Annotated in this window: 19 protein-coding genes; 9 read left to right on the forward strand and 10 right to left on the reverse strand. The window is 63.1% G+C overall.

What is annotated here, in order from left to right; genetic code table 11:
• Positions 1–102 precede the first annotated feature (102 nt).
• From EN869_RS21515 to EN869_RS21530, 4 genes are all read left to right on the forward strand, one after another.
• The gene (locus EN869_RS21515; RefSeq protein ID WP_127227715.1) at positions 103–1302 is read left to right on the forward strand and encodes a pyridoxal phosphate-dependent aminotransferase; all 1200 of its coding nucleotides are present in this window, start codon (positions 103–105) and stop codon (positions 1300–1302) included.
• A 73-nt stretch (positions 1303–1375) separates the two neighbouring features.
• A complete protein-coding gene (locus EN869_RS21520; RefSeq protein WP_127227716.1) occupies positions 1376–2173 on the forward strand; it encodes an ABC transporter substrate-binding protein in 798 nt (265 codons plus the stop codon).
• Between the two features lie 161 nt (positions 2174–2334).
• Positions 2335–3009, forward strand: coding sequence for an amino acid ABC transporter permease (locus EN869_RS21525; RefSeq protein ID WP_127227717.1), 675 nt, complete (start codon positions 2335–2337; stop codon positions 3007–3009).
• Positions 3010–3058: 49 nt separating this feature from the next.
• The gene (locus EN869_RS21530) at positions 3059–4348 is read left to right on the forward strand and encodes a cysteine desulfurase-like protein (RefSeq protein ID WP_127227718.1); all 1290 of its coding nucleotides are present in this window, start codon (positions 3059–3061) and stop codon (positions 4346–4348) included.
• 173 nt (positions 4349–4521) lie between these two features.
• On the opposite strand, the gene EN869_RS21535 is transcribed toward EN869_RS21530, so the two are convergent.
• The 8 genes from EN869_RS21535 to EN869_RS21570 all read right to left on the reverse strand — a co-directional run bounded on the left by EN869_RS21535 (position 4522) and on the right by EN869_RS21570 (position 12517).
• On the reverse strand, positions 4522–5682 hold the full coding sequence (locus EN869_RS21535; protein WP_127227719.1) for an epoxide hydrolase family protein: 1161 nt from the start codon (positions 5680–5682) through the stop codon (positions 4522–4524).
• A 201-nt stretch (positions 5683–5883) separates the two neighbouring features.
• Complete coding sequence (locus EN869_RS35120; RefSeq protein WP_245489464.1) at positions 5884–6168, reverse strand: alpha/beta hydrolase; 285 nt, start codon at positions 6166–6168, stop codon at positions 5884–5886.
• 339 nt (positions 6169–6507) lie between these two features.
• Complete coding sequence (locus EN869_RS21545; protein WP_127227720.1) at positions 6508–6891, reverse strand: VOC family protein; 384 nt, start codon at positions 6889–6891, stop codon at positions 6508–6510.
• A 384-nt stretch (positions 6892–7275) separates the two neighbouring features.
• On the reverse strand, positions 7276–8103 hold the full coding sequence (locus EN869_RS21550) for a dipeptide ABC transporter ATP-binding protein (protein WP_127227721.1): 828 nt from the start codon (positions 8101–8103) through the stop codon (positions 7276–7278).
• The gene (locus EN869_RS21555; RefSeq protein ID WP_127227722.1) at positions 8100–8951 is read right to left on the reverse strand and encodes an ABC transporter ATP-binding protein; all 852 of its coding nucleotides are present in this window, start codon (positions 8949–8951) and stop codon (positions 8100–8102) included. Before EN869_RS21555 ends, EN869_RS21550 begins: the two co-directional genes overlap by 4 nt.
• Positions 8951–9859, reverse strand: coding sequence for an ABC transporter permease subunit (locus tag EN869_RS21560; protein ID WP_127227723.1), 909 nt, complete (start codon positions 9857–9859; stop codon positions 8951–8953). The genes EN869_RS21555 and EN869_RS21560 overlap by 1 nt, the downstream gene beginning before the upstream one ends.
• Positions 9860–10867, reverse strand: coding sequence for an ABC transporter permease subunit (locus EN869_RS21565; protein ID WP_127227724.1), 1008 nt, complete (start codon positions 10865–10867; stop codon positions 9860–9862).
• 51 nt (positions 10868–10918) lie between these two features.
• The gene (locus tag EN869_RS21570; protein WP_127227725.1) at positions 10919–12517 is read right to left on the reverse strand and encodes an ABC transporter substrate-binding protein; all 1599 of its coding nucleotides are present in this window, start codon (positions 12515–12517) and stop codon (positions 10919–10921) included.
• Positions 12518–12979: 462 nt separating this feature from the next.
• Here EN869_RS21570 and EN869_RS21575 point away from each other — a divergent pair, with 462 nt between their 5' ends.
• The 3 genes from EN869_RS21575 (at position 12980) to EN869_RS21585 (ending at position 16926) form a co-directional block, all read left to right on the forward strand.
• Entirely contained in the window at positions 12980–14962 is a 1983-nt protein-coding gene (locus EN869_RS21575; RefSeq protein ID WP_127227726.1) for a long-chain fatty acid--CoA ligase, read from the forward strand.
• 65 nt (positions 14963–15027) lie between these two features.
• Entirely contained in the window at positions 15028–15660 is a 633-nt protein-coding gene (locus tag EN869_RS21580; RefSeq protein ID WP_127227847.1) for a 50S ribosomal protein L11 methyltransferase, read from the forward strand.
• A 261-nt stretch (positions 15661–15921) separates the two neighbouring features.
• Entirely contained in the window at positions 15922–16926 is a 1005-nt protein-coding gene (locus EN869_RS21585) for a hypothetical protein (protein ID WP_127227728.1), read from the forward strand.
• A gap of 30 nt (positions 16927–16956) precedes the next feature.
• Here EN869_RS21585 and EN869_RS21590 read toward each other — a convergent pair whose 3' ends face one another.
• Both EN869_RS21590 and pgi read right to left on the reverse strand, forming a co-directional pair.
• Positions 16957–17679 carry an HAD family hydrolase gene (locus tag EN869_RS21590; protein ID WP_127227729.1) on the reverse strand — a complete coding sequence of 241 codons (723 nt, stop codon included), beginning with the start codon at positions 17677–17679 and terminating at the stop codon, positions 16957–16959.
• A 5-nt stretch (positions 17680–17684) separates the two neighbouring features.
• Positions 17685–19328 (reverse strand): glucose-6-phosphate isomerase, encoded by a 1644-nt coding sequence (gene pgi, locus EN869_RS21595; protein WP_127227730.1) that lies wholly within the window; start codon positions 19326–19328, stop codon positions 17685–17687.
• Between the two features lie 362 nt (positions 19329–19690).
• On the opposite strand from pgi, the gene EN869_RS21600 reads away from it, so the two are divergent.
• Positions 19691–21184 (forward strand): PLP-dependent aminotransferase family protein, encoded by a 1494-nt coding sequence (locus EN869_RS21600; protein WP_040993852.1) that lies wholly within the window; start codon positions 19691–19693, stop codon positions 21182–21184.
• A gap of 220 nt (positions 21185–21404) precedes the next feature.
• The gene (locus EN869_RS21605) at positions 21405–22994 is read left to right on the forward strand and encodes a trimethylamine methyltransferase family protein (protein ID WP_127227731.1); all 1590 of its coding nucleotides are present in this window, start codon (positions 21405–21407) and stop codon (positions 22992–22994) included.
• The last annotated feature ends 116 nt before the right edge of the window (positions 22995–23110 follow it).

A 23110-nucleotide genomic window follows, 5' to 3' on the forward strand; every position in this document is an offset into this window, starting at 1 on the left:
TTGAAAAGCGCGGCACTTTGGATAGCATCCGCGTGGTGGCTGCCGTGGCGGAGGTGCTTTCTGGTCAGTCCGTCGCCGCCCGGGTGGGAGGGGTTTCAGTCCTTGTCGTTTGTGTTGCCCCAGTCGTCGTCCAGCGCGCGCTATGCTTTCGATGGCGTGCGCGCCCAGATCCGCGACCTGCACACGGAAAACATCGCCAACCTCGCAGTCCGTGCGCGGGAACTCGGCGATGTCATCGCGCTCTGGTACGGCGAAGGCGACGTGGTGACGCCCGCCTTCATCCGCGACGCGGCAAAGGCCGCCTTCGACGAAGGCCTGACCTTCTACGTGCCCAATATGCGCGGGCACGGCCCGTTGAACGAAGCGCTGTCTGAATACCAGACGCGCATCCACGGCCGGCAGATCCCGATCGCACGCACCACGGTAACGCCGAGCGGCATGCAGGCGCTTTATCTTGCCTTGGAGCTGCTGGTCGATACCGGCACCAATGTCGTCTATGTCGCGCCGCAATGGCCCAACATCCACAACGCCATCCACCTGATCGGCGGCGAGCCGCGACCCTTCTCGCTCGACTTCAAGGAAGACTGGCGGCTGGACCTCGAACGGCTGTTTTCGACCTGCGATGCGCGCACCCGCGCCATCTTCCTGTCGACGCCGTCGAACCCGACCGGCTGGACCGCATCGCGCGAGGAGATGCAGGCGCTGCTCGATTTCAGCCGGCGCACAGGCATCTGGATCATTTCAGACGAGGTCTATGGCCGGCTCTATTTCGACGGCGACGTAGCGCCCTCGATCCTGCAGATCGCCGAGGACGGCGACCGGGTGCTGTCGGTCAACAGTTTTTCGAAAGCCTGGGCGATGACCGGCTGGCGCATCGGCTGGCTGACGCATCCGTCAGGCGTAGCCGACCAGCTCGGCGCCATGACGCAATATATCAACAGCGGCACCGCCGCTCCGATCCAGGCCGGCGCCGTGGCGGCGATCCACCAAGGCGAGCCGCTGGTCGAAGAAATCAGGCAACGGATCAGGACCGGCCTCGACCTCGCCTACGACAGGCTGGCCCGGATCCCAGGCGTGATCCTGCCGACCAAGCCGCGCGGCGGTATGTATGCATTCTTCGCCCTGGAGGGCGAGAACGATGCGCGCCGCGCCTGCGCCCGGATCCTGGAGACGGCGCGGGTCGGGCTGGCGCCCGGTCACCTGTTTGGAAGTTCGGCGGCGGCATTCCTGCGCATGTGCGTGTGCCGCGACAGCGGTCAGATCGAAACGGCGCTCGAGCGCATGACCGCCGCAATGAATTGACGCCCTGCGGAAGCGGGGCGGCAAAAAGCCGTGCGGGGGACAACCCGCCCGTTCAACAACAGAGGGAACAGAAATGAGCTTTAGTCGTCGCAACCTGCTTCTCATGGCCGCCGCCATCGGCATCGCCGCCGGCCCCGCCACCGCCTATGCCGCTGATGTGCTCAATGTCGGCGCCTACCCCACCAATCCGCCGTTCGAATACAAGAACGAGAGCGGCACCTTCGAAGGCTTCGAGGTCGATATCGTCAACGAAGCGGCCAAGCGCATCGGCATGACCACCGACATCGCCGATCTCGGCTTCCAGGCGCTGTTCGCGGCAACCACCTCGAAGCGCATCGACGTCGCCATTTCCTCGATCACCATCACGCAGGAACGACTGAAATCGCAGTCCTTCACACAGCCCTATTATGATTCCGACATGGGCATTGCCACGAAGGCCGACAGCGCGATCAGCAAGGAAGCCGACCTCAAGGGCAAGGTCGTCGGCGTTCTGTCCGGCTCGACCGGCGAGACCTGGGTCAAGGAACACCAGCAGGCCGACGGCTTCAGCGACGTGAAGGGCTACGACACACAGCAGAACCTGTTGCTCGACCTCAGCGCCGGCCGCGTCGATGCCGCCGTCAGCGACATCCCCGGCATGCAGTACTCCTTCAAGAAGATGAAGGACCTCGTCGTCAAGGAACGCATCAAGACCGGCGAGCAGTATGGCCTGATGATGACCAAGGATCACCCCCTGCTTGGCAAGCTGAACGACGCGATCACCGCGATGAAGAAGGACGGCACTTTGGCCGCGATCCACAAGAAGTGGTTCGATAGCGACGCCCCGGCCGATTCCTCCACGGTCAAGGAAATGCCGCTGCCAAAGGCCTGAGGCGGCACCCGGCAGCAAGCGACGTGCCGGCTCGAAAGGCCGGCACGTCTCGTTTTTCACGCATGACCTTCCCGGGACCGTTGTGCGGTCGGCAAGGCCGATCTCGGTAGCCGGGTCTGGCTCTGGCGTCGTGAGACGCAACACGGTTCGGGAACGCTCCCATGTCGCTGATCGACACATTCTTCAATCCCGAGGTCATTGCGTCGAGCCTGCCGGCGCTGCTGCGCGGCTTCCTCAACACGCTGCTGCTCGGGATCATGAGCATCGTCATCGGCATCATCGTCGGACTGGCGATCAGCCTGCTGCGGCTCTACGCCCCGAAGCCGCTGCGCTGGCTCGCCATCGGCTATACCGACATCTTCCGCGCCCTGCCGGTGCTGGTGGTGCTGATCCTGATCTACTACGCGCTGCCCTTCCTCGGCATACGCCTGTCGTCTTGGGCATCGGCCGTGACCGCATTCGCCATCATCATGTCCGCCTATTCGGCCGAGGTTTTCCGCTCCGGCATCGAAAGCATTCCGAAGGGCCAGTTCGAGGCGGCGCAGGCGCTCGGCCTGCCCTTCATGCTCACCTTGCGCAAGGTGGTGCTGCCGCAGGCCATCCGCGTCGTCATCCCGCCGATGACCAGCAACTGCGTCTCGATGTTCAAGGACACGTCGCTCGCCTCGACCGTGGCGCTGCCCGAGCTCTTGAAGGAAGCGACCAATGCACAGTCGCTCTACGCCAACCCCTCGCCGCTGATCGGCGCGGCGCTCGTTTATCTCATCTTCCTCTGGCCGATGGTCCGCCTCGTGAGCCTGCTCGAGCGTCGCTTCAAGGACGAAAAAGCGCGCTGACTGCCATCGATACCCATCCCCGTCCAAGCCCTTTGCAGGAGCGTACCCCGTGAACAAGCACCACACCGACAACACCAACGCCGCCGCGTTCCCGGTCGACAAGATCCGCGCCATGTTTCCCGCCTTGCAGCGGGCCGGCGACTTCATCTTCATGGACAATGCCGCGGGCGCCCAGATCCCGCAAAGCGTGCTCGATGCGGTGACCAACCATCTGGTGGCGCATAATGTGCAGCGCGGCGGCCGCTATGGCCGCAGCATCACCGTCGACCAGTCGGTGGCCGAAGCGCGCGAGAGCGTGGCGCTTCTGATCAATGCCTACAGCTCGTCCGAAATCTGCTTCGGCATGAACGCCACCTCGTTCATCCGCCTGGTCAGCCTTGGCATCGGCCAGATGCTTGCCAAAGACACTGATGGGGGACGCAATGAGATCGTCATTACCGACATGGACCATGACGCCAACATCGCCACCTGGCTGGCGCTGGAGCCGGCAGGCGCCAAGTTCAAATGGTGGCGCATGCGCGAGGACGGCAATCTGCATGTCGACGACCTCAAGCCGCTGGTCTCCGAGCGCACCCGCCTCGTTGCCTGCACGGTGACGGCGCATTCGATCGGCTCGATCGTCGATGTCGCTTCGGTGGCTAAGATCGCGCATGCGGTCGGCGCGGAAGTGTTCCTCGACTGCGTGCATTACGGCCCGCACGGGCTGATGGACGTGCAGGCGTGGGATTGCGACTATCTCGTCTGCTCCGGCTACAAGAATTTCTCGCCGCATATGGGCTTTCTCTGGGGCCGCTTCGACACGCTGAAGCGGCTGCCGACCTTCCGCGAGGATTTCATTCCCGACGAGCCACCCTACAAGGTCGAAGCGGGCACCTTCATCTATGAGAATGTCTCCGGGATGGACGCTGCCGTGCGCTATCTGGAATCGATCGGCCGCAATTTGCTGCCCGAAAACAACCGCTCGCGCCGCGACAACATCGTCGTCGGCATGAACGCCATCCGCGACTACGAGCTGATGCTGGCGCGCGAGATGATGAAGGTGCTGAAGGATTGCAATGCCACCATCTACGGCGTCGCCGACGAGGCGCGCATCAACGAGCGCGTGCCGACCTTCTGCTTCAACATCGGCAAGCTGTCGCCGCAGCGGGTCGTGGAGGAAATGGCCGCATTGCAGATCGGCATCCGCGACGGCCACATGTACGCGCCGCGGCTGATGAAGCGGCTCAACCTCGCCATGGACAGCGGCGCGATCCGTGCCTCGCTGGTGCACTACAACACGGTGGAGGAGGTCCACAAATTCGGCGAGGCGCTGCGCGCGATCATCGCCAAGCTGTCGTGATCTGGGCCCGGCCTAGTAGCAATTCCAGGAAAAGTGTGAGCGGTTTTCCGTCAGGAATTGCGTCAAAACAAGGAGATAGAGCGATTCGCCGTTTCCGTGAACGGTGAAACGCTCTAGTAGCGCGCCAGAACAGCCATTCGGATGCGGCAGCCGCATTTACGCGGACCTCGCCGCTACGAGAGCCGGCCGCGCAGTGGCCTGAAGAACGCACGCACCTCTTCAGCGAGCAGGTCCGGCTGCTCCAGAGCGGCGAAATGCCCGCCCGCAGTCATGGTCGTCCATCGCTCGATGTTGAACACGCGCTCCATCCAGGACCGCGGCGGCATCGGCAACTCTCTTGGAAAGACCGCCACGCCTAGCGGCGGCACCACCACTTCACCCGCCCGGAAGGTCAGCGGCTGAAGCCGATTCTCCTTATAGAGCCTAAGCGAATGGGCCAAGCTGTCGCTGAACCAATAGAGCGAGATGTCGGTCAGCAGCGTATCAAGCGAAATGCAACTCTCAAGGTCGCCGCCGCAATCGCTCCATGAGCGGACCTTCTCGACGATCCAGGCGGCAAGACCGACCGGGGAATCGTTGAGCGAAAACGCGAGCGTTTGCGGCTTCGTCGCGTGCAGCGCGCCGTAGGCGCCTTCCAGCGCCGACCAGTATGCGCGCTTGTCGAGGAAAGCCTGTTCCTCGCTAGTCAATGGCTGCGCTTGTTCGAGCCACGGCTGGAAGCTGGCGGGCACGTAATTGAGATGAACGCCTAAGACGCTGTCCGAGTAGAGACGCGCCAGCCAGATCGACACGCCGGCACCAATATCGCCGCCCTGCGCGCCGAAGCGCTCATATCCGAGCTTCGCCATGAGGCCTCGCCACAGGCCTGCGATCTCGCGCGAACTGGTGCCGGCCTTCTGCGGCGGAGCGGAAAAGCCATAGCCGGGGAGCGAAGGCACAACGACATGGAAGGCGTCCGCCGGATCGCCGCCATGCGAAGCTGGATCGGCAAGCATCGGCATCAGATGTTCGAACTCGATGAACGAGCCGGGCCAACCGTGAGTCAGAATGAGCGGCATGGGCGAAGGCCCGATGCCAGGCTGGTGCAGGAAGTGGATGTCCTGGCCTTCCACACGCGTCATGTAATGCGGCAGCGCGTTGAGCCGCGTCTCCTGCACTCGCCAATCGAACCGATACCGCCAGTGATCGACGAGATGGATCATGAACGACAGGCCGGCCCCATCGTCCCAGGAGTCGGGCGCAACGACCGAAGGCCACCGGGTGTGCGCCAGCCTGTCTTGAAGATCCCGCACGACGGCGTCCGGTATGTCGATGTGAAAGGGCCTGACTGTCATCTATCCTCCGGCGAACGCTCGCCGATCGAAAATTTTCGCCCCTCACTGTTGGTCTCTGCCGGCGACAGCGCGTGTCGATATGAACGTGCTGCCCTCATTTGGTTTGAGGGAGCCAGTTTGTCGAGGCGCGTGCAAGCCCCTTTTCACCAACACGTTTCTTCAGAAATCGCCGGCCTTTGCTGATCCGTGACGCGCTCGATTTCAGTGACTATTGATGTCACCCACCTCTTTGGTGAAGGCGAGCAGGAGCGTGCTGAGCCGAACCGGCTGCTCCTTCTGGATCCAATGGCCGGCGCCGTCGATCAGCTCGATGCCAGCCATCCTCGTCGCCGCTTTCGTCCTCATGAGGTCGAGCGCGCCCGGCGCCGAATAGGTGCCCCAATCGCTCTTCCCGCCGATGAAGAGCGACGGGACATCGAAGGAGACGACGCGATAAGCCTGCAGGGCGCCTTGAAAACCGGTGCGGTCATATTCCTCTGCGTACACGCCAACCTCCGACTCGGTGAGCCATTTGCAGGCCTGGACCTCGGCGGCGGAAGGTTCGAATGGAGCCACCGTCTCGGGCATCGTCTTGCCGATCTCCATGACTTAATAGGCGGGCATCTGCGCAAGGTCTGCGGCGGTCGCCCCTTCAACGGATATGGCTTGTTTCCCGGCCAGTCGCTCTTGACGTGGAAAAACGCACGAAGAAACGCGTGCAGGCCTTGAGGCGGGTGCCACATGTCATGGTTCGCCTGCCGCGTGCTCAGATATTGCTGATGATACTCTCTCGGCGGATCGAGCGCGTGGCGTGATCGTCGTCGCGCGAAAGCGACAAGCCGTTCCTTACGGGGCTTCGTAGAGTTCCAGCGGCAACCCATCGGGGTCGCTGAAAAAGGTAAACCGTTGGTCTGTATATGGGTCGATCCGGATTGGCTCGACGGCAACGCCGGCAGCTTCCAGGCGCATAATTACGGGATCTAGCCTCGCCACGGCGAACGCCAGATGCCTGAGGCCTGTCGCCTCTGGATGGGACGGCCGCATCGCTGGCGCAGGAAAGGAGAACAATTCCAGCTGGACGGACCCGATCCGCAGATCCGCCTTCCATGATTGCCGCTCCTCCCGATAGACCTCCCGGATCACATCGAGGCCGAGGAGTTCGACGTAGAACCGCCGCGACCGGTCGTAATCGGTGCAGATGAGCGCGACGTGGTGAATGGCGTTCAGCATGCCAAGAACTCTAGTCAAGTTAGGATTTGAGGCCAAGGTCACCATCGGCTTGCGCGGCACTTCGTTGTTGTCGCCGCTCGCGAACGGTGGCCTCGTCCATAAGCATTTCCATCCGCCCAGTCGGTGGCATGATGTCGCCGCCCGAGCGCGACGAAATCCGCCTCCCGGCTGGCCGTCCGAGGGGCAGCTATCAACGCCGATCTTGCCAAAAGCTGGCGAGCGGAAATGTCATGGGTTAGCCGCCGGCCGAAGGTGAACGTATGGCAGCTTCCAGGATTGGCGATTGGATCGACGGACGGCTGAGATGCGGCGCAAAGCGACCGCCATGGCAGACGTAAGTCGCCAAGGGTAAACCCGGTGTTTCAGGATGGTTGGGTTTTCACTCTAAGCCGCCTTCTTCTTCGCCAACCTCGCCTTGATGCTGGCGATGTCGGCGCGCGGCGTCGCGGCGAACAGCGTCTTGGTGTAGGCGTGCTTGGGGTTGGAGAAGACCTCGTCGCGCGGGCCGTATTCGACGGCTTCGCCGAAATACATCACCATCACGTCGTCGGCGATGTAGCGCACCACCGAGAGATCGTGGCTGATGAAGACATAGGTCAGCTGGAATTCGTCCTGCAGGTCGGCGAGCAGGTTGAGCACCTGCGCCTGCACCGAAAGGTCGAGCGCCGAGACCGGCTCGTCCAGCACCAGGAGGCTCGGGTTGAGCATCAGCGCGCGGGCGATGGCGATGCGCTGGCGCTGGCCGCCGGAGAACATGTGCGGATAGCGGTTATAGTGCTCCGGTCCGAGGCCGACCTTCTTCAGCATCTTCATCGCCAGATCGCGGCGCTCTTCGGCCGGCTTGTCGGTGTTGATGAGCAGCGGCTCGCCGAGCACGTCGCCGATCTTCTGGCGCGGGTTGAGCGAGCCATAAGGGTTCTGGAAGACGATCTGCACCTTACGGCGCATTTCCTTGGTGAGCCCGTCCCTGGCGATGTCAACCTTGTTGCCGTCGATGAACAGCTCGCCGGCCGTGGCCGGATCGATCAGCGTGATGATGCGGGCGAGCGTGGACTTGCCGCAGCCAGATTCGCCGACGATCGCCAACGTCTTGCCCTTCTCGACGCTGAAGGAGACGCCCTTCACCGCATGCACGGTGCGCGCGCCGCGGAACAGGCCGCCGCCGACATGGTAGTCGCGCTTGATGTTCTTGCCTTCGACGACCTTGGTCATGCGCGGGCTCCGGAGGGCGCAGCCTCAAACAGCATGTCCGTGACGGTCGGCAGCCGGTCGCCCACGGCGTTTTCCGGCAGCGCGGAAAGCAGCGCGCGCGTGTAGTTGCTCTTGGGCGATTCAAACAGCGACAGCACGTCGGCCTCTTCCATCTTGCGGCCCTTGTACTGGACGATGACGCGGTCTGCGGTTTCGGCCACCACGCCCATATTGTGGGTGATCATGATCAGGCCCATGCCGTATTTGGCCTGCAGCGAGACGAGCAGATCGAGAATCTGCTTCTGGATGGTGACGTCGAGCGCGGTGGTCGGCTCGTCGGCGATCAAGAGCTTCGGATTACAGGCGATCGCCATGGCGATCATGACGCGCTGGCACTGGCCGCCCGACATCTGGTGCGGGAAGGAGTTGAGGCGGTCGGCGGGATCCGGAATGCCGACCTGCTTGAAAAGCTCGATCGCGCGCGCGCGGCGCTGGGCCTTGTCCATGCCCATGTGGAAACGCAGCACTTCCTCAATCTGGAAGCCGACGGTGAAGCACGGGTTCAGGCTGGCGATCGGCTCCTGGAAGATCATGGCGATGTCCTTGCCGATGATCTTGCGGCGGTCGGCCGGGCTGATCTTCAGCAGGTCGCGGCCGTTGAAGCTCATGCGGTCAGCGGTGACGGTCGCCGTCCATGGCAGCAGGCCCATCACGGCCAGCATCGACACCGACTTGCCGGAGCCGGATTCGCCGACGATGGCGAGCACCTCGCGCTCGTCGACATGGAGCGAGACGCCGTCGACGGCGCGGAATGGACCGGACGCGGTCTGAAATTCGACGACGAGGTTCTGGATGTCGAGCAGCGCCATCACGACCTCCTGAGCTTGGGATCGAGCGCGTCGCGCAGGCCGTCGCCGATCAGGTTGATTGCAAGCACTGTGATGAGGATGGCGAGACCGGGGAAGGTCACCACCCACCAGGCGCGCAGGATGAATTCACGCGCCGAGGCGAGCATGGTGCCCCATTCCGGCGTCGGCGGCTGGGCGCCGAGACCGAGGAAGCCGAGCGCGGCGGCCTCCAGAATGGCGTTTGAGAAGGACAGCGTGCCCTGGACAATCAACGGCGCCAGGCAGTTGGGCAGGATGGTGGCCAGCATCAGCCTGAGATGGCCGGCGCCGGCGACCTTGGCCGCCACGACATATTCGCGGCTCTTCTCGGCCATGACGGCGGCGCGCACCAGGCGGGCGAAATGCGGCTGCAGCACTAGCGCGATCGCCAGCATGGCGTTGAACAGGCCCGGGCCGAGGATGGTGACGAGCACCAGCGCCAGCAGCAGCGACGGGAAGGCCAGGATCAGGTCCATGACGCGCATGATCGCGACGTCCACCCAGCCGCGGAAATAGCCGGCCAGCAGGCCGAGCGTGATGCCGCCGGTCAGCGCCAGCGTGACCACGACCGCGCCGATCAGCAGCGAGAAGCGCGCACCATAGAGCAGCCGGGAGAGGATGTCGCGGCCGACCGGGTCGGTGCCAAGCAGATATTGCGTCGAGCCGCCCTGCTGCCAGGCCGGGGGCCTGAGGAACGCGGTCTTGTCCTGCACGTCCGGCGCATAGGGCGCGAGCAGTGGCGCGGAGAGCGCGGCCAGCACCAAAAGAATGAAGACGAACAGGCCGATGACGGCGCCGCGGTTCACCGAGAAATAGTGCCAGAAGGTCTTGAGGCCGGTGAGGCGATCCGGACTGCCTGCGGCCATCGGGGCGATTTCTGTCTGGCTCATTTATGCTGCCCTGATGCGTGGGTTGATGACGGCATAGAGCACATCGACGATCAGGTTCACCGCCATGACGATGAGCGCGATCAAAAGCAGGCCCGACTGCACGACGACATAGTCGCGCTTGAAGATGGAATCGACCATCCACTTGCCGATGCCCGGCCAGGCGAAGATGGTCTCGGTGAGGATCGCGCCCGCAAGCAGCGTGCCGACCTGCAGGCCGATGGTGGTGACGACCGGGATCAGCGCGTTGCGCAGCGCATGCACGCCGATGACGCGGGCCGCCGACAGGCCCTTGGCGCGCGCGGTGCGGACATAGTCCTCGCCCAGCACCTCGAGCATGGCCGAGCGCGTCTGGCGCGCGATCACCGCCAGCGGAATGGTGCCAAGCACGATCGCCGGCAGGACGAGATGACTGAGCGCGGAACGGAACGCGTCCCACTTGCCGTAGAGCAGGCTGTCGATGGTCATAAAGCCGGTGATCGGCTTGAAGAAGAACTGCAGGCCGATGCGACCCGAGACCGGCGTCCAGCCGAGATAGCCGGAAAAGAAGATGATGAGCAGCAGGCCCCACCAGAAGATCGGCATGGAATAGCCGACCAGGGCGGTGCCCATCAGCGATTGATCGAACCACGAGCCGCGCTTGACGGCGGCGAAGATGCCGGCGGGGATGCCGATGACCATGGCGAAGACCATGGCAAAGAACGACAGCTCCAGCGTCGCCGGAAAGAGCGTCTTGAACTCCTCGAGCACCGGTCGCTTGGACGAGATGGAGACACCGAAATCGCCGGTGGCGACCTCACCGACATAGCGGGCATACTGCTCCCATATCGGCAGGTTGAAGCCGAACTGTTGCTTGAGCTCTTCGTAGCGGGCCGGGGCGACGCCATGCTCGCCGGCCATGGCAAGGATCGGATCGCCGGGCAGCAGCCGGACAAAGGCGAAGGCGCAGATGGTGATGCCGACCAGGGTCGGGATCAGGAGGGCGAATTTGTTGAGAAGATATCGGAGCATCGTCAAATGGAACGGGGCGGCGCTGGAATTAGCGCCGCCCCGTTCGCAATATTACTCGGCCTTGTCAACGCCGTCGAAGCGATGAATGCCGAGCGGGTCCATCTTGAAGCCGCTCACATTGTTGCGAACGACCGCGTAAACCTGGCTGTGCGCGAGCAGGAAAGCCGGAGCTTCCTTGGCGAAGATCACCTGCGCCTGCTCATAGAGCTTGGTGCGCTCGGCCTGGTCGCTGGTCTTCTTGGCCTTCTGGATCAGATCCTCGAAGTCCTTGTCGCACCAGCTGGAGTAGTTCGAGACGCCGATGGCGGAGCAGGCGAAGAGGGTGGCGAAGAAATTGTCCGGATCGCCATTGTCGCCGGTCCAGCCGATCTGGAAGGCGCCGGGACGATCCTTCTTCTTGCCCTCGGCGCGATACTTGGTCCACTCGTAGTTGACGATCTCCGCCTTGACGCCGACCTTGGCCCAGTCGGCCTGGATCAGCTCGGCCGCGCGCTGGAAGTTCGGATTATACGGGCGGACGCGGTCGGAGGCCCAGAGCTGGATTTCCTTCAGCCCGGCGGCCTCAAGCACCTTCTTGGCAGCGTCCGGATTGTAGGAATCGAACTTCACATCCTTGTCCCACGACCACATGGTCGGCGGGATCAGATTCTGCGCCGGCGTAGCGCCGGCATCCTGGAACAGCGACTTGATCAGCGCCTCCCGGTCGATCGCCTGGTTGAGCGCATGGCGCACTTCCGCCTTGTCGAGCGGCGGGATCGTGGTGTTGTAGCTCATATAGCCGATGTTGAGGCCGGCCTGGTCCAGCAGAGTGACGTCCTTGTTGGCCTTGATGGTGGCGAGGTCGGCCGGGTTCGGATAGGGCGCGACATCGCATTCGCCGGCCAGCACCTTCTGAATACGGGCGGTGGCGTCAGGCGTGATGGCGAAGACGAGATCGTCGATCTTTTCCTTGCCCTTGAAGTAGTCGGGGTGGGCCGCGTAGCGGATGACCGAATCCAGCTGGTAGTCGACGAACTGGAACGGACCTGTGCCGATCGGTTTGGTCGAGAAGTCGGCCATCTTGCCGTCCTTCTGCAGCTGGTCGGCATATTCCTTCGACACGATCGAAGCGAAGTCCATGCCGAGATTGGCCAGCATCGGCGCGTTCGGCTCGGTCAGCGTCAGCTTGACGGTGAGGTCGTCGACCTTCTCCCACTTGGCGACGTATTTCGGCATGTCCATGCCGGTGTAGTAGTCCCAGGTGAGGTTCGGCAAATACTTGTCGCCGTTCCACGGATTTTGCTTGTTGAACTGGCGATCGAAGGAGAAGACGACGTCATCGGCGTTGAGGTCGCGCGTCGGCTTGAAATAGTCGGTGGTCTGGAACTTCACACCCGGATGTAGGTGGAAAGTATAGACTAGGCCATCGTCCGAAATTTCCCACTTGTCGGCAAGACCTGGCTCGACTTCAGTGCCGCCGTGCTTGAACTCGACCAGTCGCGAATAGACCGTGCGCGACGAAGCGTCGAAGTCGTTACCGCCGGTCGTCGTGCCGGGATCGAAATTGGCCGGCGACGCTTCCGAGCAATAAACAAGCGTCTTAGCACTGGCCATGCCGCTGAGGACGCTTGCAGCCAGCAACGCGGCTGCAAAAGTCATTGTCTTTTTCATTGAGCACTCCCTGATGTTCTCCCAAGCCCCTCTATCAGGCTCGCGAAGGGCGCATATAAGCACCGTTTCTTCGCCTTTGGAACACCTCGTTTGCGTACCCCATGGGAAGCAGGAAAAGAATCTAATTTTTGCTCAATCAGAAGAAAAACTGGGTAGTTTTTTCTGCTCACGACATTATTAACGACGGCATTTTTTTATTGATCGGCCACCTCTCGAAATCGGCCCGCGAGGCGTGAGCAGGCAAGATCAGCCGGTTGTCCGGGCAGGATCCGGGAGGCCGTCGAAGCACGGGATTTCGACGGCAAATCTTTACCCCTGTTGCCGCGGGGGCAAGACTTGCACGGCCGCCGATAGAGGCAATACATAGACGGTGGGCGGGATTTCCCGGAAAATCCGTGACCGGCGTGGAGGACGCTTCGTTGAAGCGGGCGCCCCCAGATCGAAGGCGACAGGGAGAGACAGGTGGCAAAAGCAGCCAAGACGACAGCCCCGGCAAAAGCAAAGGCCAAGGCCGCCGCCGAAAGCGACACGCCCAAGGCTGCCAAGGCCGCCGCGCCGAAGGCCAAAACGACAGCCAAGACAGCGTCCGCAAAGCCAACCTCGAAGCCGGCCGCCAAGCCCGCGAGGGCCAGGGCCAAAGCGGCAGCCGCAAAGGTCAACAAACCGGCAGCCGCAAAGGCGGCGGCTGCGAAGCCTGCGCCGGCCCCGAGTGTCGCCAGGCCCGCCGCAAAGGGCCTGCCGAAGGCGATCACCGAGCTCACCGCCGGCCTGCCGGAAAAGCCGTGGCTGAAAAGCTATCCGAAGAACATGCCGGCCGAGATCGGCGCCCTGCCCTACAAGTCGATCGGCGAGTTCCTGGTCGGCGCCTGCAAGCAATTCGCCGCACGCCCGGCCTTTGTGTGCATGGGCAAGTCGATCACCTATGCCGAGCTCGAGCGGCTTTCGGCCGCCTTCGGCGCCTATCTGCAGGCGAGAGGCCTGGAGAAGGGCGCGCGTGTGGCGCTGATGATGCCCAACGTGCTGCAATATCCGGTGGCTATGATGGGCATACTGCGCGCCGGCTATACTGTGGTGAACGTCAACCCGCTCTACACTCCGCGCGAACTGGAACACCAGCTAAAGGATTCCGGCGCGCAGGCGATCGTCATCCTCGAGAACTTCGCCGGCACGCTCCAGGCGGTGATCGCCAGGACGCCGGTGAAGCATGTCATCGTCGCCGCGATGGGCGACATGCTGGGCGGTCTCAAGGGCGCCATCGTCAACCTGGTCGTGCGGCGGGTGAAGAAGATGGTTCCGGCTTGGTCGCTGCCCGGCCACGTCAAGTTCAACGCCGTGCTCAAGACGGGCGCGTCGATCGCCTTCAAGCCGCCGGCGGTCTCCGGCGACGACATCGCCTTCCTGCAATACACGGGCGGCACCACCGGCATCTCGAAGGGCGCGACGCTGTTGCACCGCAACGTGCTTTCGAACGTCGCGCAGAATTCGCTGTGGGTGGAGGACGCCTATACGGTGAAGCCCAAGCCGGCGCATCTCAACTTCATCTGCGCGCTGCCGCTCTATCATATCTTCGCGCTGACGGTGAACGCGCTGATGGGCATGCAGCAGGGCGCGCAGAACGTGTTGATCCCCAACCCGCGCGACATTCCGGGCTTCGTCAAGGAACTGGCGAAATACCCGATGCATATCTTCCCCGGCCTCAACACGCTGTTCAACGCGCTGCTCAACAATGAGGAATTCCGCAAGCTAGACTTCAAGCCGCTGATCCTGACCTTGGGCGGCGGCATGGCGGTGCAGAAAGGGGTGGCCGAGCGCTGGAAGGCGCTGACCGGCTGCCCGGTGAGCGAAGGCTACGGGCTCTCGGAAACCTCACCGGTGGCGACCGCCAACAAGTTCAGCTCCAGCGACTTCACCGGCACGATCGGCCTGCCGCTGCCTTCGACCGAGATCGCCATCCGCGACGACGACGGCAACAACGTGCCGCTCGGCGAAGTCGGCGAGGTCTGCATCCGCGGGCCGCAGGTGATGGCCGGCTACTGGAACCGCCCGGACGAGACCGCCAAGGTGATGACCAAGGACGGCTTTTTCAAATCCGGCGACATGGGCTTCATGGACGAGCGCGGCTACACCAAGATCGTCGACCGCAAGAAGGACATGATCCTGGTCTCCGGCTTCAACGTCTATCCGAACGAGCTGGAGGAAGTGGTGGCGCACCATCCGGGCGTGCTGGAAGTGGCGGCGATCGGCGTGCCGGACGAACATTCCGGCGAGGTGCCCAAATTGTTCGTTGTCAGGAGGGACCCGGCACTGACGATCGAGACCTTGATGGTCTATTGCCGCGAGAACCTGACCGGCTACAAGCGGCCGAAATTCATCGAGTTCCGCACCGAGCTGCCCAAGACCCCGGTCGGCAAGATCCTGCGGCGGGCGCTGCGGGACCAGGCTTGAACGAACCTTCCAAGGCAACGCGGGAGCGAGGGCGGCTCGATCCGGCGGAATTCATCCGGGCGAACATGCGGCTGACGCCGGTGCCGTCAGTGCCGGAGATCAGGCTCTATCAGGCGCATCCCGGCAGCGGCCTGCGGCGGCTGCTCGAACCGGACGACGGCGACGAAGGCGAGGCCGAGCCGCAACCGCCCTACTGGGCCTATGCCTGGGCCGGCGGCGCTGTGCTGGCCCGCTATATCCTCGACCGTCCGTCGATCGTTGCCGGCAAACGCGTGCTCGACCTCGGCGCCGGCTCGGGGCTGCTCGCCATCGCCGCAATGAAAGCCGGAGCGCGCGAGGTGATCGCGGCGGAGATCGACCGCAACGGCGTCGCGGCACTCGGCCTCAACGCGGAAGCCAACGGCATCGCCATCCAGATATGCAATGAGGACGTCACCGCCGGTCCGCCGCCGGCGGTCGACCTGGTGCTTGCCGGCGACGTCTTCTACGCGCAGGACGTGGGCCAGCGGATGGTGTCGTTCCTCGACCGCTGCCTCGCCGCCGGCATCGACGTGCTGGTCGGCGATCCCGGCCGCGCCTGGCTGCCCAGGTCGCGGCTTTGCCTGCTCGCCGAATATCATGTGCCGGATGTCGGCGGAAACGGCGGCGGCGAGCCGAAGCCGAGCGCGGTGTTTGCTTTTGTGCCCGACAATCGCTGAGACCAGGCTCAAAGCCGATCGTTGAACGATTTCGACCCTTTGCAGACGATGCTGGTGGAGCTATTGTCCTGTGGCGGATCAAAGGCCGTAAAGCGTCCGGATAAATGGCGCATCGCCTTGCCGTACAAAATCTCGAACCTTCGTAGCCAATTGGCATAGCAGCTTCGCGAGCTGCGCTTCAGCTTGATCAACACCCCTGCAGACCCGGAACTGTTTTCGAAATTTCGTTGGCCCCGTCGAGGTTCCGGCAACCCCGAGCCTATGACCAACCCAATCTGGACATGGGCCGTTGAGCACCGCCACTCTGCCCACCGTCTGAATAAAGCGTTCGGCGGTCCACATTCCAAGGATGTAGGGCCGTGCTGGAGCTTCAGCCGGTACGGGCGCACTGAAACAATGCTGCCGGACGGTCGCCTTGTCAGGATCGGCGGCGAATATGAAGATTGGTACGATCCGGATTTCTACATCTACAATGATGTGATCGTGACTGATGCGGAGGGTCGCACCGAGATTTTCGGTTACCCGGACAAGGTCTTTCCACCCACCGATTTCCACACGGCAAATCTCGTTGACGACCGCATATTTATAATGGGGAACCTGTCATATCCGTTTGTTCGGACCGGCACGATGCAAGTGCTTGTGTTGGACACGATAAGTTATCGCATCGATCGCTTTCAGACGACTGGCGAAGCGCCGCCGTGGATTCACAAGCATTCTTCGGAACTCGTGGAAAACGGTCGCGCGATCCTGGTTCGCGGCGGGCTCATCTGCGGATCACAGTGGCCTGCATTGGTCGAAAACATCGACGATTGGCGCCTGGGCCTCAATACGGGTCGCTGGGAACGACTTACCAGGCGCCCCTGGACGCGATTTACATTCGTTCGCACCGATGGCATGCCCAACCATCTCTATTGGCTTGGCAGGCTTCTTAAGGATCGCGCCAGGGGCAAAAGCGAGAGCAAAAGCGGCTTTCGAGCCGAATTCCTTCGCGATCTCGGTGCTGACCCGCGACTGGATCTGCTCGAAACGTTATACGCACCCGACATACCCCACTCGAAGATACCGGAAATTGCTGACGAGTATCGCGTGCATCGCCTATGCGTCGAGGGCGTGACCGTGCGCTATGTCGAGGGCAGCGACGACATTAAGGTCACGGTCGAAGGTGTCCTTCCCGATCAGACTGTGGAGGCCACCCGTTTGGACCTGCTGACCAAACTGGAGGCCATCGAGAATGCGTCGATCGACTGTATCACCGTGACGGTCTGATCGTTGCCAGGCGGCCGGCGGCCAGGGTTCTTAGATGGTCTCCTTGACCCGCGCAGTTAGAAAACCCGGCAGGTCGGCAACCGAATCCAGGATTATGTCCGCCATCGGTGCCAGCGAGTCGCGGGTGCCTGTTCCTGACAAGACGCCCACCGCCAGGCCGCAGCCGCCGGCGCGCGCCATTTCGAGGTCGTGGCGGTTGTCGCCGACCATGGCGATCTCGCCGGGCTTCAGCCCGGTCAGATCGCAGAAGGCGACGACCGTGTCCGGCGCCGGCTTCGGATTGGCCACCGCATCATAGCCGAAAGCGGCGTCGAAGAGCTGCGCGACACCGAGCGTGGCCAGCGTCTTCTCGGCGCCGCTGGTGGAATCGTTGGTGGCGACGCCCATGCGGTAGGATCGCTTGTGCAGCGTGCGCAGCGAATCGATGACGCCGGGAAGCGCTACCGCCATCGAGGAGCCCTGCACCGAGGTGATCTCGTTGAAGCGGGAAACGGCCAGCAGTTGATCCTCGTTGGACAGGCGCGGGAACCAGAGCTCGACGACATCCATGTTTGAGCCGGATGCGAAGATCGAATCGGGCTTGAAGCGCTTGGTGGCGAAGTCGAAGCCGGCGGCGGCGAGCAACCTGTCGGCCTTCCAGCGATCGCCTTCGGCGGCGTCCATGGCCATGAAATCGGCGATGCCGAGCCAGGTTGCGTTGAAATCGACAAGTGTCCCATCCTTGTCGAAGAGGATTCCCTTGATATCTGCCAATCCTGTTACTCCGAACCGCTCAATTGGTGGATGTGTCCCACCAGACCGGCAGTCGAGGCGTCGCGGTTTGCGGCAGTCTCCTTGCCCTCAACGACAGGCAGCAGGCCCGTCGCCAATTCCTTGCCGAGTTCGACCCCCCATTGGTCGAAGGAATTGATGTTGAACAGCGTGCCCTCGACGAAGACGCGATGTTCATAAAGCGCGATAAGCCGGCCCAATGTGCGCGGATCGAGCTTGCGGTAGAGGATGGTCAGCGAGGGGCGGTTGCCCGAGAAGACGCGGTGCGGCGCGATACGATCGACGTCGGCAGGCTTCATGCCTTTGGCCAGCATCTGCGCGCGCGCCTCCTCCAGTGTGCGGCCCTTCATGAAGGCCTCCGACTGCGCCAGGCAGTTGGCAAGCAGCAGGTTGTGCTGGTGTTTCAGCTCGGGCTCGTGGCCGACAGCGGCGGCGAGGAACTCGACCGGGATGAAGTCGGTGCCCTGGTGCAGCAGCTGGAAGAAGGCATGCTGACCGTTGGTGCCGGGCTCGCCCCAGACCAGCGGGCCGGTGGGCGTCCTGACCGCGGTGCCGTCCAGCGTGACGCTCTTGCCGTTCGATTCCATGTCGAGCTGCTGCAGATAGGCCGGAAGACGCGACAGACGCTGGTCGTAAGGGATGACGGCGCGAGCCGGATATTTGCAGACGACCCGGTGCCACCAGCCGATCAAGCCGAGCAACGCCGGCAGGTTCTTCTGCAGCGGCGCGGTGCGGAAATGCTCGTCCATCTCATGCGCGCCGTCGAGGAAGGCGCGGAAGTTGAGCGGGCCGACAGATATCATCACCGGCAGGCCGATGGCACTCCAGACCGAGTAGCGGCCGCCGACCCAATCCCAGAAGCCGAACACGCGGTCCTGCTCGATGCCGAACTTCGCCACCAGATCGAGCGCGGTCGAGACGGCGGCGAAATGCTTACCGACTGCTTCCTTGCCGAGCGCCTTCTGCACCCAATCGCGCGCAGTCTGCGCATTGGTCATTGTCTCGACCGTGGTGAAGGTCTTGGAGGCGACGATGAACAGCGTCGTTTCCGCCGACAGGCCCTTCAGCGTGTCGTGAATGTGGGCGCCGTCGACATTGGAGACGTAATGAGCGCGCGGCCCGTCATGGTAAGGGGCGAGCGCCAGCGTCACCATAGCCGGGCCGAGATCCGAGCCGCCGATACCGATGTTGACGATGTCGGTGATCTTCTTGCCCGTGGCGCCGGCCGCCTTGCCGGAGCGGATGGCGTCGGCAAAGGCGCCCATGGCATCGAGCACGCCAATCACGTCGGCCTTGGTGTCCTGGCCGTCGACAATCACACTTTTGCCGGTCAGGTTGCGCAGTGCGGTGTGCAGCACGGCGCGGTTTTCGGTGATGTTGATCTTCTTGCCTTCGAACATCGCGGCGCGGCGGCCTTCGAGATCGGCGGAGGCGGCGAGCTTTTCCAGCATTGCCATCGTGTTTGCGTCGACCGCGCATTTCGACCAGTCGAGCAGAAGATCGCCATCGATGGCGGAGAATGTCTCGAAGCGTTTGGGATCGGCGGCGAAGGCCTCGCGCATCGAGCCCTTGGCCGCCGCGCGTTGGTCACGCAAGGCGGCAAGCTGCTTGTCGAAAGATGACTGGTCCACTGGCGGGCTCCTGGCGGGTTTTTAGACCATCTTAACAGGCCGGATGTTTCCGGCGCGTGTCGCGCAACACTCTATCTAGCCGATTTCCATTTCGTTCAAGCGCGGCTTTGCCGCACTGCATCACGCTTTGATGAGGGGTGGTGTTGGACGGTGAGGTGGGGGAATTTGGGTGGCGGGCATCGCTGGGGCGACGCGCTTAACGCCTCGCATCGCGGGCGACGACGCGGCGCGTCGCGCCTTGATAGATCACTGGCATAAATCCCTGCGATCAGAAAAATTGATTGGCGCAACCCCTTATGCCACCCATACACTCAACTGGTCCAGCCAAGTGAAAACAGCTGGCCATCCGAGGATGATTTCCCATGCCACAGCGCAATGACACGGCCATATGGTCCGGCCTGTTCCGGATTTCGGCTGAATCCGGCCAAACCCTCCAGGCACAGATCCGCCAGGCGATCGTCGCCGCCATTCTCGACCGACAAATCGCCGCTTCGATGCCGCTGCCGTCTTGCCGGATTCTTGCGGAAAAACTTGGAGTTGCCCGCGGCACCGTGGTGCTTGCCTTCCAGCAGCTGGTCGACCAGGGCTTCCTAGTGGCGCGCGAACGGCGCGGCCACTTCGTCAACCCGGATGTGCTGGCGACTCCCGCCAAGCCGCATCAGAAGGCGCCCGACCAGCAGAACGAGATCGATTGGAAGGCGCGCCGCCAGATCGCCGCCAGCGACATGCCGCCGCCGGCCAAGCACGACAACTGGATCAAGTCCTCCTACCCGTTCGTCTACGGCCAGTTCGATCCGGCGCTGTTCCCGACCGCCGAATGGCGCGAGTGCAACCGGATGGCGCTGGCGGTGCTCGAGATCCGCAACTGGGCCTCCGACATGGTCGACCGCGACGATCCGCTGCTGATCGAGCAGATCCAGGCCAGGCTTCTGCCGCGCCGCGGTATCTTCGCCAATCCGGACGAGATCATCGTGACGCTGGGTGCGCAGAACGCGCTTTATATGCTGGCCTCGCTCTTGATGACCAAAGGTTCGAAAGTAGCGATGGAAGACCCGGGCTATCCCGATGCCCGCTCGATCTTCCGGCTCGCAGGCGCCGATATCCAGCCGGTTCCGGTCGATCAGTCGGGCATCGTGACCTCGGCGATCCCGAGCGATTCCGGCTTCGTCTTCGTCACGCCCAGCCACCACTGCCCGACCATGGTGCCGCTGTCAGCGGAGCGGCGGCAGGACCTCCTGGCGCGCGCCAACCGCAACAACCAGATCATCATTGAGGACGGCTATGACAGCCAGTTGCTCGACGAGGCGCCGCAGCAGGCGCTGAAGAGCCTCGATCGCTCGGGCCGCGTCATCTATGTCGGCTCGATGTCGAAGACGCTGGCCCCGGGTCTCCGGCTTGGCTACATCGTCGCCTCGGCCGGGCTGATCGCCGAGCTGCGCGCGCTGCGCCGCTTCATGCTCAGGCACCCGCCGGCGAACAACCAGCGCGCCGTGGCGCTGTTCCTGTCGTTGGGCCACCACGAGGCGCTGGTGCGCAGGCTTTCCGCCGCTTTCGACGAGCGGCGCAAACGTCTGGTCCATGCGATTTCCGCTTTCCTGCCAGAGTGGCGCTCGACCGACTCGGCGGGCGGCACATCGCTCTGGCTCGAAGGGCCGCGTGGTACCGATTCACGTGGCCTGGCCGAAGCGGCCGCTTCGCGCAGCGTCATCATCGAACCCGGCGACCGGTTCTTCGACCGCAGCGAAAAGCCCTCTCGTTTCATGCGCTTGGGCATCTCCTCGATCTCGCTGCAGCATATCGAACCAGGCATCCGCGAACTCGCCACTGCCGCCGGGCGCCGGCCCGCGGCCGCCTGACCGTCACGGACTTTCAAAAAAGAGCCGGCCCCGCGCCGGCTCTTTTTGTTTGGCACACGCCTGTCGCTTTAGAAACCTGGCATATTCGACGGAATCGGCTGGCCCATATGCTGTGCCAATGCCGGCAGCATAGTCGAGGCCAGAAGGGAACGAGGCAGGCCGATGGTGGACCAACCGCCGCGTCCCGCCTTGCAGATAAAAACAAAGGTGGAGTGCTTCCATGTCAGTGGCTCTCGAGAAGCAGGAATCGTCGTCGGACCAGCGTTCGCGGCGTTCCGGCGGGCGCGAAGCGCGCCGCGCGATGCGAGCGGCGCCCTTGGCCGACGATATCCGTCCGGTGCGGCCGGGGCTTGAAGGCGGCAGCTATGGGCCATTGAGCCAGAACGACAAGGAACGCATCCACGAAGCGGTACTGACGCTCTTGGAGACGGTCGGCTTCGCCAACGCCATCCCGTCCTGCATCGAAGCGCTGACACGGGTCGGCGGTACCTATGGCGACGACGGGCGCATCCGGCTGCCGCGCGCGCTGGTGCTGGACACGATCAAAAAGGCCGCGCGCAATTTCACCCTCTGCGGCCAGGATCCGAAGCACGACATGACGATCCAGGGCAAGCGCGTGCATTTCGGCACGGCGGGTGCCGCAGTGCATCTGGTCGATGTCGAGAAGCGCGAATACCGCGAATCGCTGCTGCAGGACCTCTACGACGCCGCCCGCATCGTCGATGGGCTGGACAACATCCATTTCTTCCAGCGCACCATGGTGCCGCGTGACATTCCCGATCCGCTCGATATGGATTTCAACACGCTCTATGCCTGCGTGATGGGGACCTCCAAGCATGTCGGCACATCCTTCACCGTGCGCGAGAACGTCAAGCCGGCGCTGGAGATGCTCTATGCCATCGCCGGCGGCGAGGAGAATTTCCGGGCACGTCCCTTCGTGTCGAACTCGAACTGCTTCGTCGTGCCGCCGATGAAGTTCGCCGAGGACGCGTGCGGCGTGCTCGAAGCCTGCGTCGAAGGCGGCATTCCGATCCTGCTGCTGTCGGCCGGCCAGGCCGGCGCCACGGCACCCGCGGCGATTGCCGGCGCGGTCGTGCAGGCGGTGGCGGAAGTGCTGATGGGCCTGGTCTATGTCAACGCGATCAAGCCCGGACATCCGGCGATCTTCGGCACCTGGCCGTTCGTTTCCGACCTCAGGACCGGCGCCATGTCCGGCGGCTCGGCCGAACAGGCGGTGCTGACGGCTGCCTGCGCCCAGATGGCGCAATATTACGACCTGCCCGGCGGCTCGGCGGCCGGCATGTCGGACTCGAAGCTGCCCGACATCCAGGCCGGCTACGAGAAAGGCATCACCAATGTCATGGCGGGCTTATCCGGCCTGAACCTGGTCTATGAATCGGCCGGCATGCATGCCTCTTTGCTCGGTTTCTGCCTGGAAAGCCTGATCATCGACAACGACATGCTCGGCCACTGCCTGCGCTGCGTGCGCGGCATCGAGGTGACTGACGATGCGCTGTCGATCGACACAATCGCCGATGTCTGCCTCAAAGGTCCCGGGCATTATCTCGGCAACGACCAGACGCTGAAGCTGATGCAGACCGAGTATTTCTATCCCGCCGTCGGCGACCGTTTTTCGCCCAAGGAATGGAACGAGAAGGGCCGGCCCGATATCCTGTCGCGGGCGATCGCGGAGAAGAAGCGCGTGCTCGCCGAGCGCTTCCCGCGCCATGTCTCGCGCCTTCTCGACGACAAATTGCGCGCCCGCTTCGGCGAGATGATCAAGCTGCCGCGCAGCGGCATGGGCGGGTAGGAGGCGTTGATATTCAAGTGAGGCCGGCCTGCAAATGGCGGTTTCCTGCGCTTCCGGTGCTCACGTACGAAAAGTACCCTCCGCTCCGGTTCTCAGAAACCACCATTTTCGACTCG

It is taken from the genome of Mesorhizobium sp. M2D.F.Ca.ET.226.01.1.1 (assembly GCF_004022705.2).
Lineage (GTDB): Bacteria > Pseudomonadota > Alphaproteobacteria > Rhizobiales > Rhizobiaceae > Mesorhizobium.

Excerpts from the sequence above, each read along its gene's own strand:
- EN869_RS21520 (WP_127227716.1), top strand. The coding sequence starts at position 1,376 with ATGAGCTTTAGTCGTCGCAACCTGCTTCTCATGGCCGCCGCCATCGGC.
- EN869_RS21525 (WP_127227717.1), top strand. The coding sequence starts at position 2,335 with ATGTCGCTGATCGACACATTCTTCAATCCCGAGGTCATTGCGTCGAGC.
- EN869_RS21535 (WP_127227719.1), bottom strand. The coding sequence starts at position 5,682 with ATGACAGTCAGGCCCTTTCACATCGACATACCGGACGCCGTCGTGCGG.
- EN869_RS21545 (WP_127227720.1), bottom strand. The coding sequence starts at position 6,891 with ATGCTGAACGCCATTCACCACGTCGCGCTCATCTGCACCGATTACGAC.
- EN869_RS21550 (WP_127227721.1), bottom strand. The coding sequence starts at position 8,103 with ATGACCAAGGTCGTCGAAGGCAAGAACATCAAGCGCGACTACCATGTC.
- EN869_RS21555 (WP_127227722.1), bottom strand. The coding sequence starts at position 8,951 with ATGGCGCTGCTCGACATCCAGAACCTCGTCGTCGAATTTCAGACCGCG.
- EN869_RS21560 (WP_127227723.1), bottom strand. The coding sequence starts at position 9,859 with ATGAGCCAGACAGAAATCGCCCCGATGGCCGCAGGCAGTCCGGATCGC.
- EN869_RS21565 (WP_127227724.1), bottom strand. The coding sequence starts at position 10,867 with ATGCTCCGATATCTTCTCAACAAATTCGCCCTCCTGATCCCGACCCTG.
- EN869_RS21570 (WP_127227725.1), bottom strand. The coding sequence starts at position 12,517 with ATGAAAAAGACAATGACTTTTGCAGCCGCGTTGCTGGCTGCAAGCGTC.
- EN869_RS21580 (WP_127227847.1), top strand. The coding sequence starts at position 15,028 with ATGCGGCTGACGCCGGTGCCGTCAGTGCCGGAGATCAGGCTCTATCAG.
- EN869_RS21585 (WP_127227728.1), top strand. The coding sequence starts at position 15,922 with ATGACCAACCCAATCTGGACATGGGCCGTTGAGCACCGCCACTCTGCC.
- EN869_RS21600 (WP_040993852.1), top strand. The coding sequence starts at position 19,691 with ATGCCACAGCGCAATGACACGGCCATATGGTCCGGCCTGTTCCGGATT.
- EN869_RS21605 (WP_127227731.1), top strand. The coding sequence starts at position 21,405 with ATGTCAGTGGCTCTCGAGAAGCAGGAATCGTCGTCGGACCAGCGTTCG.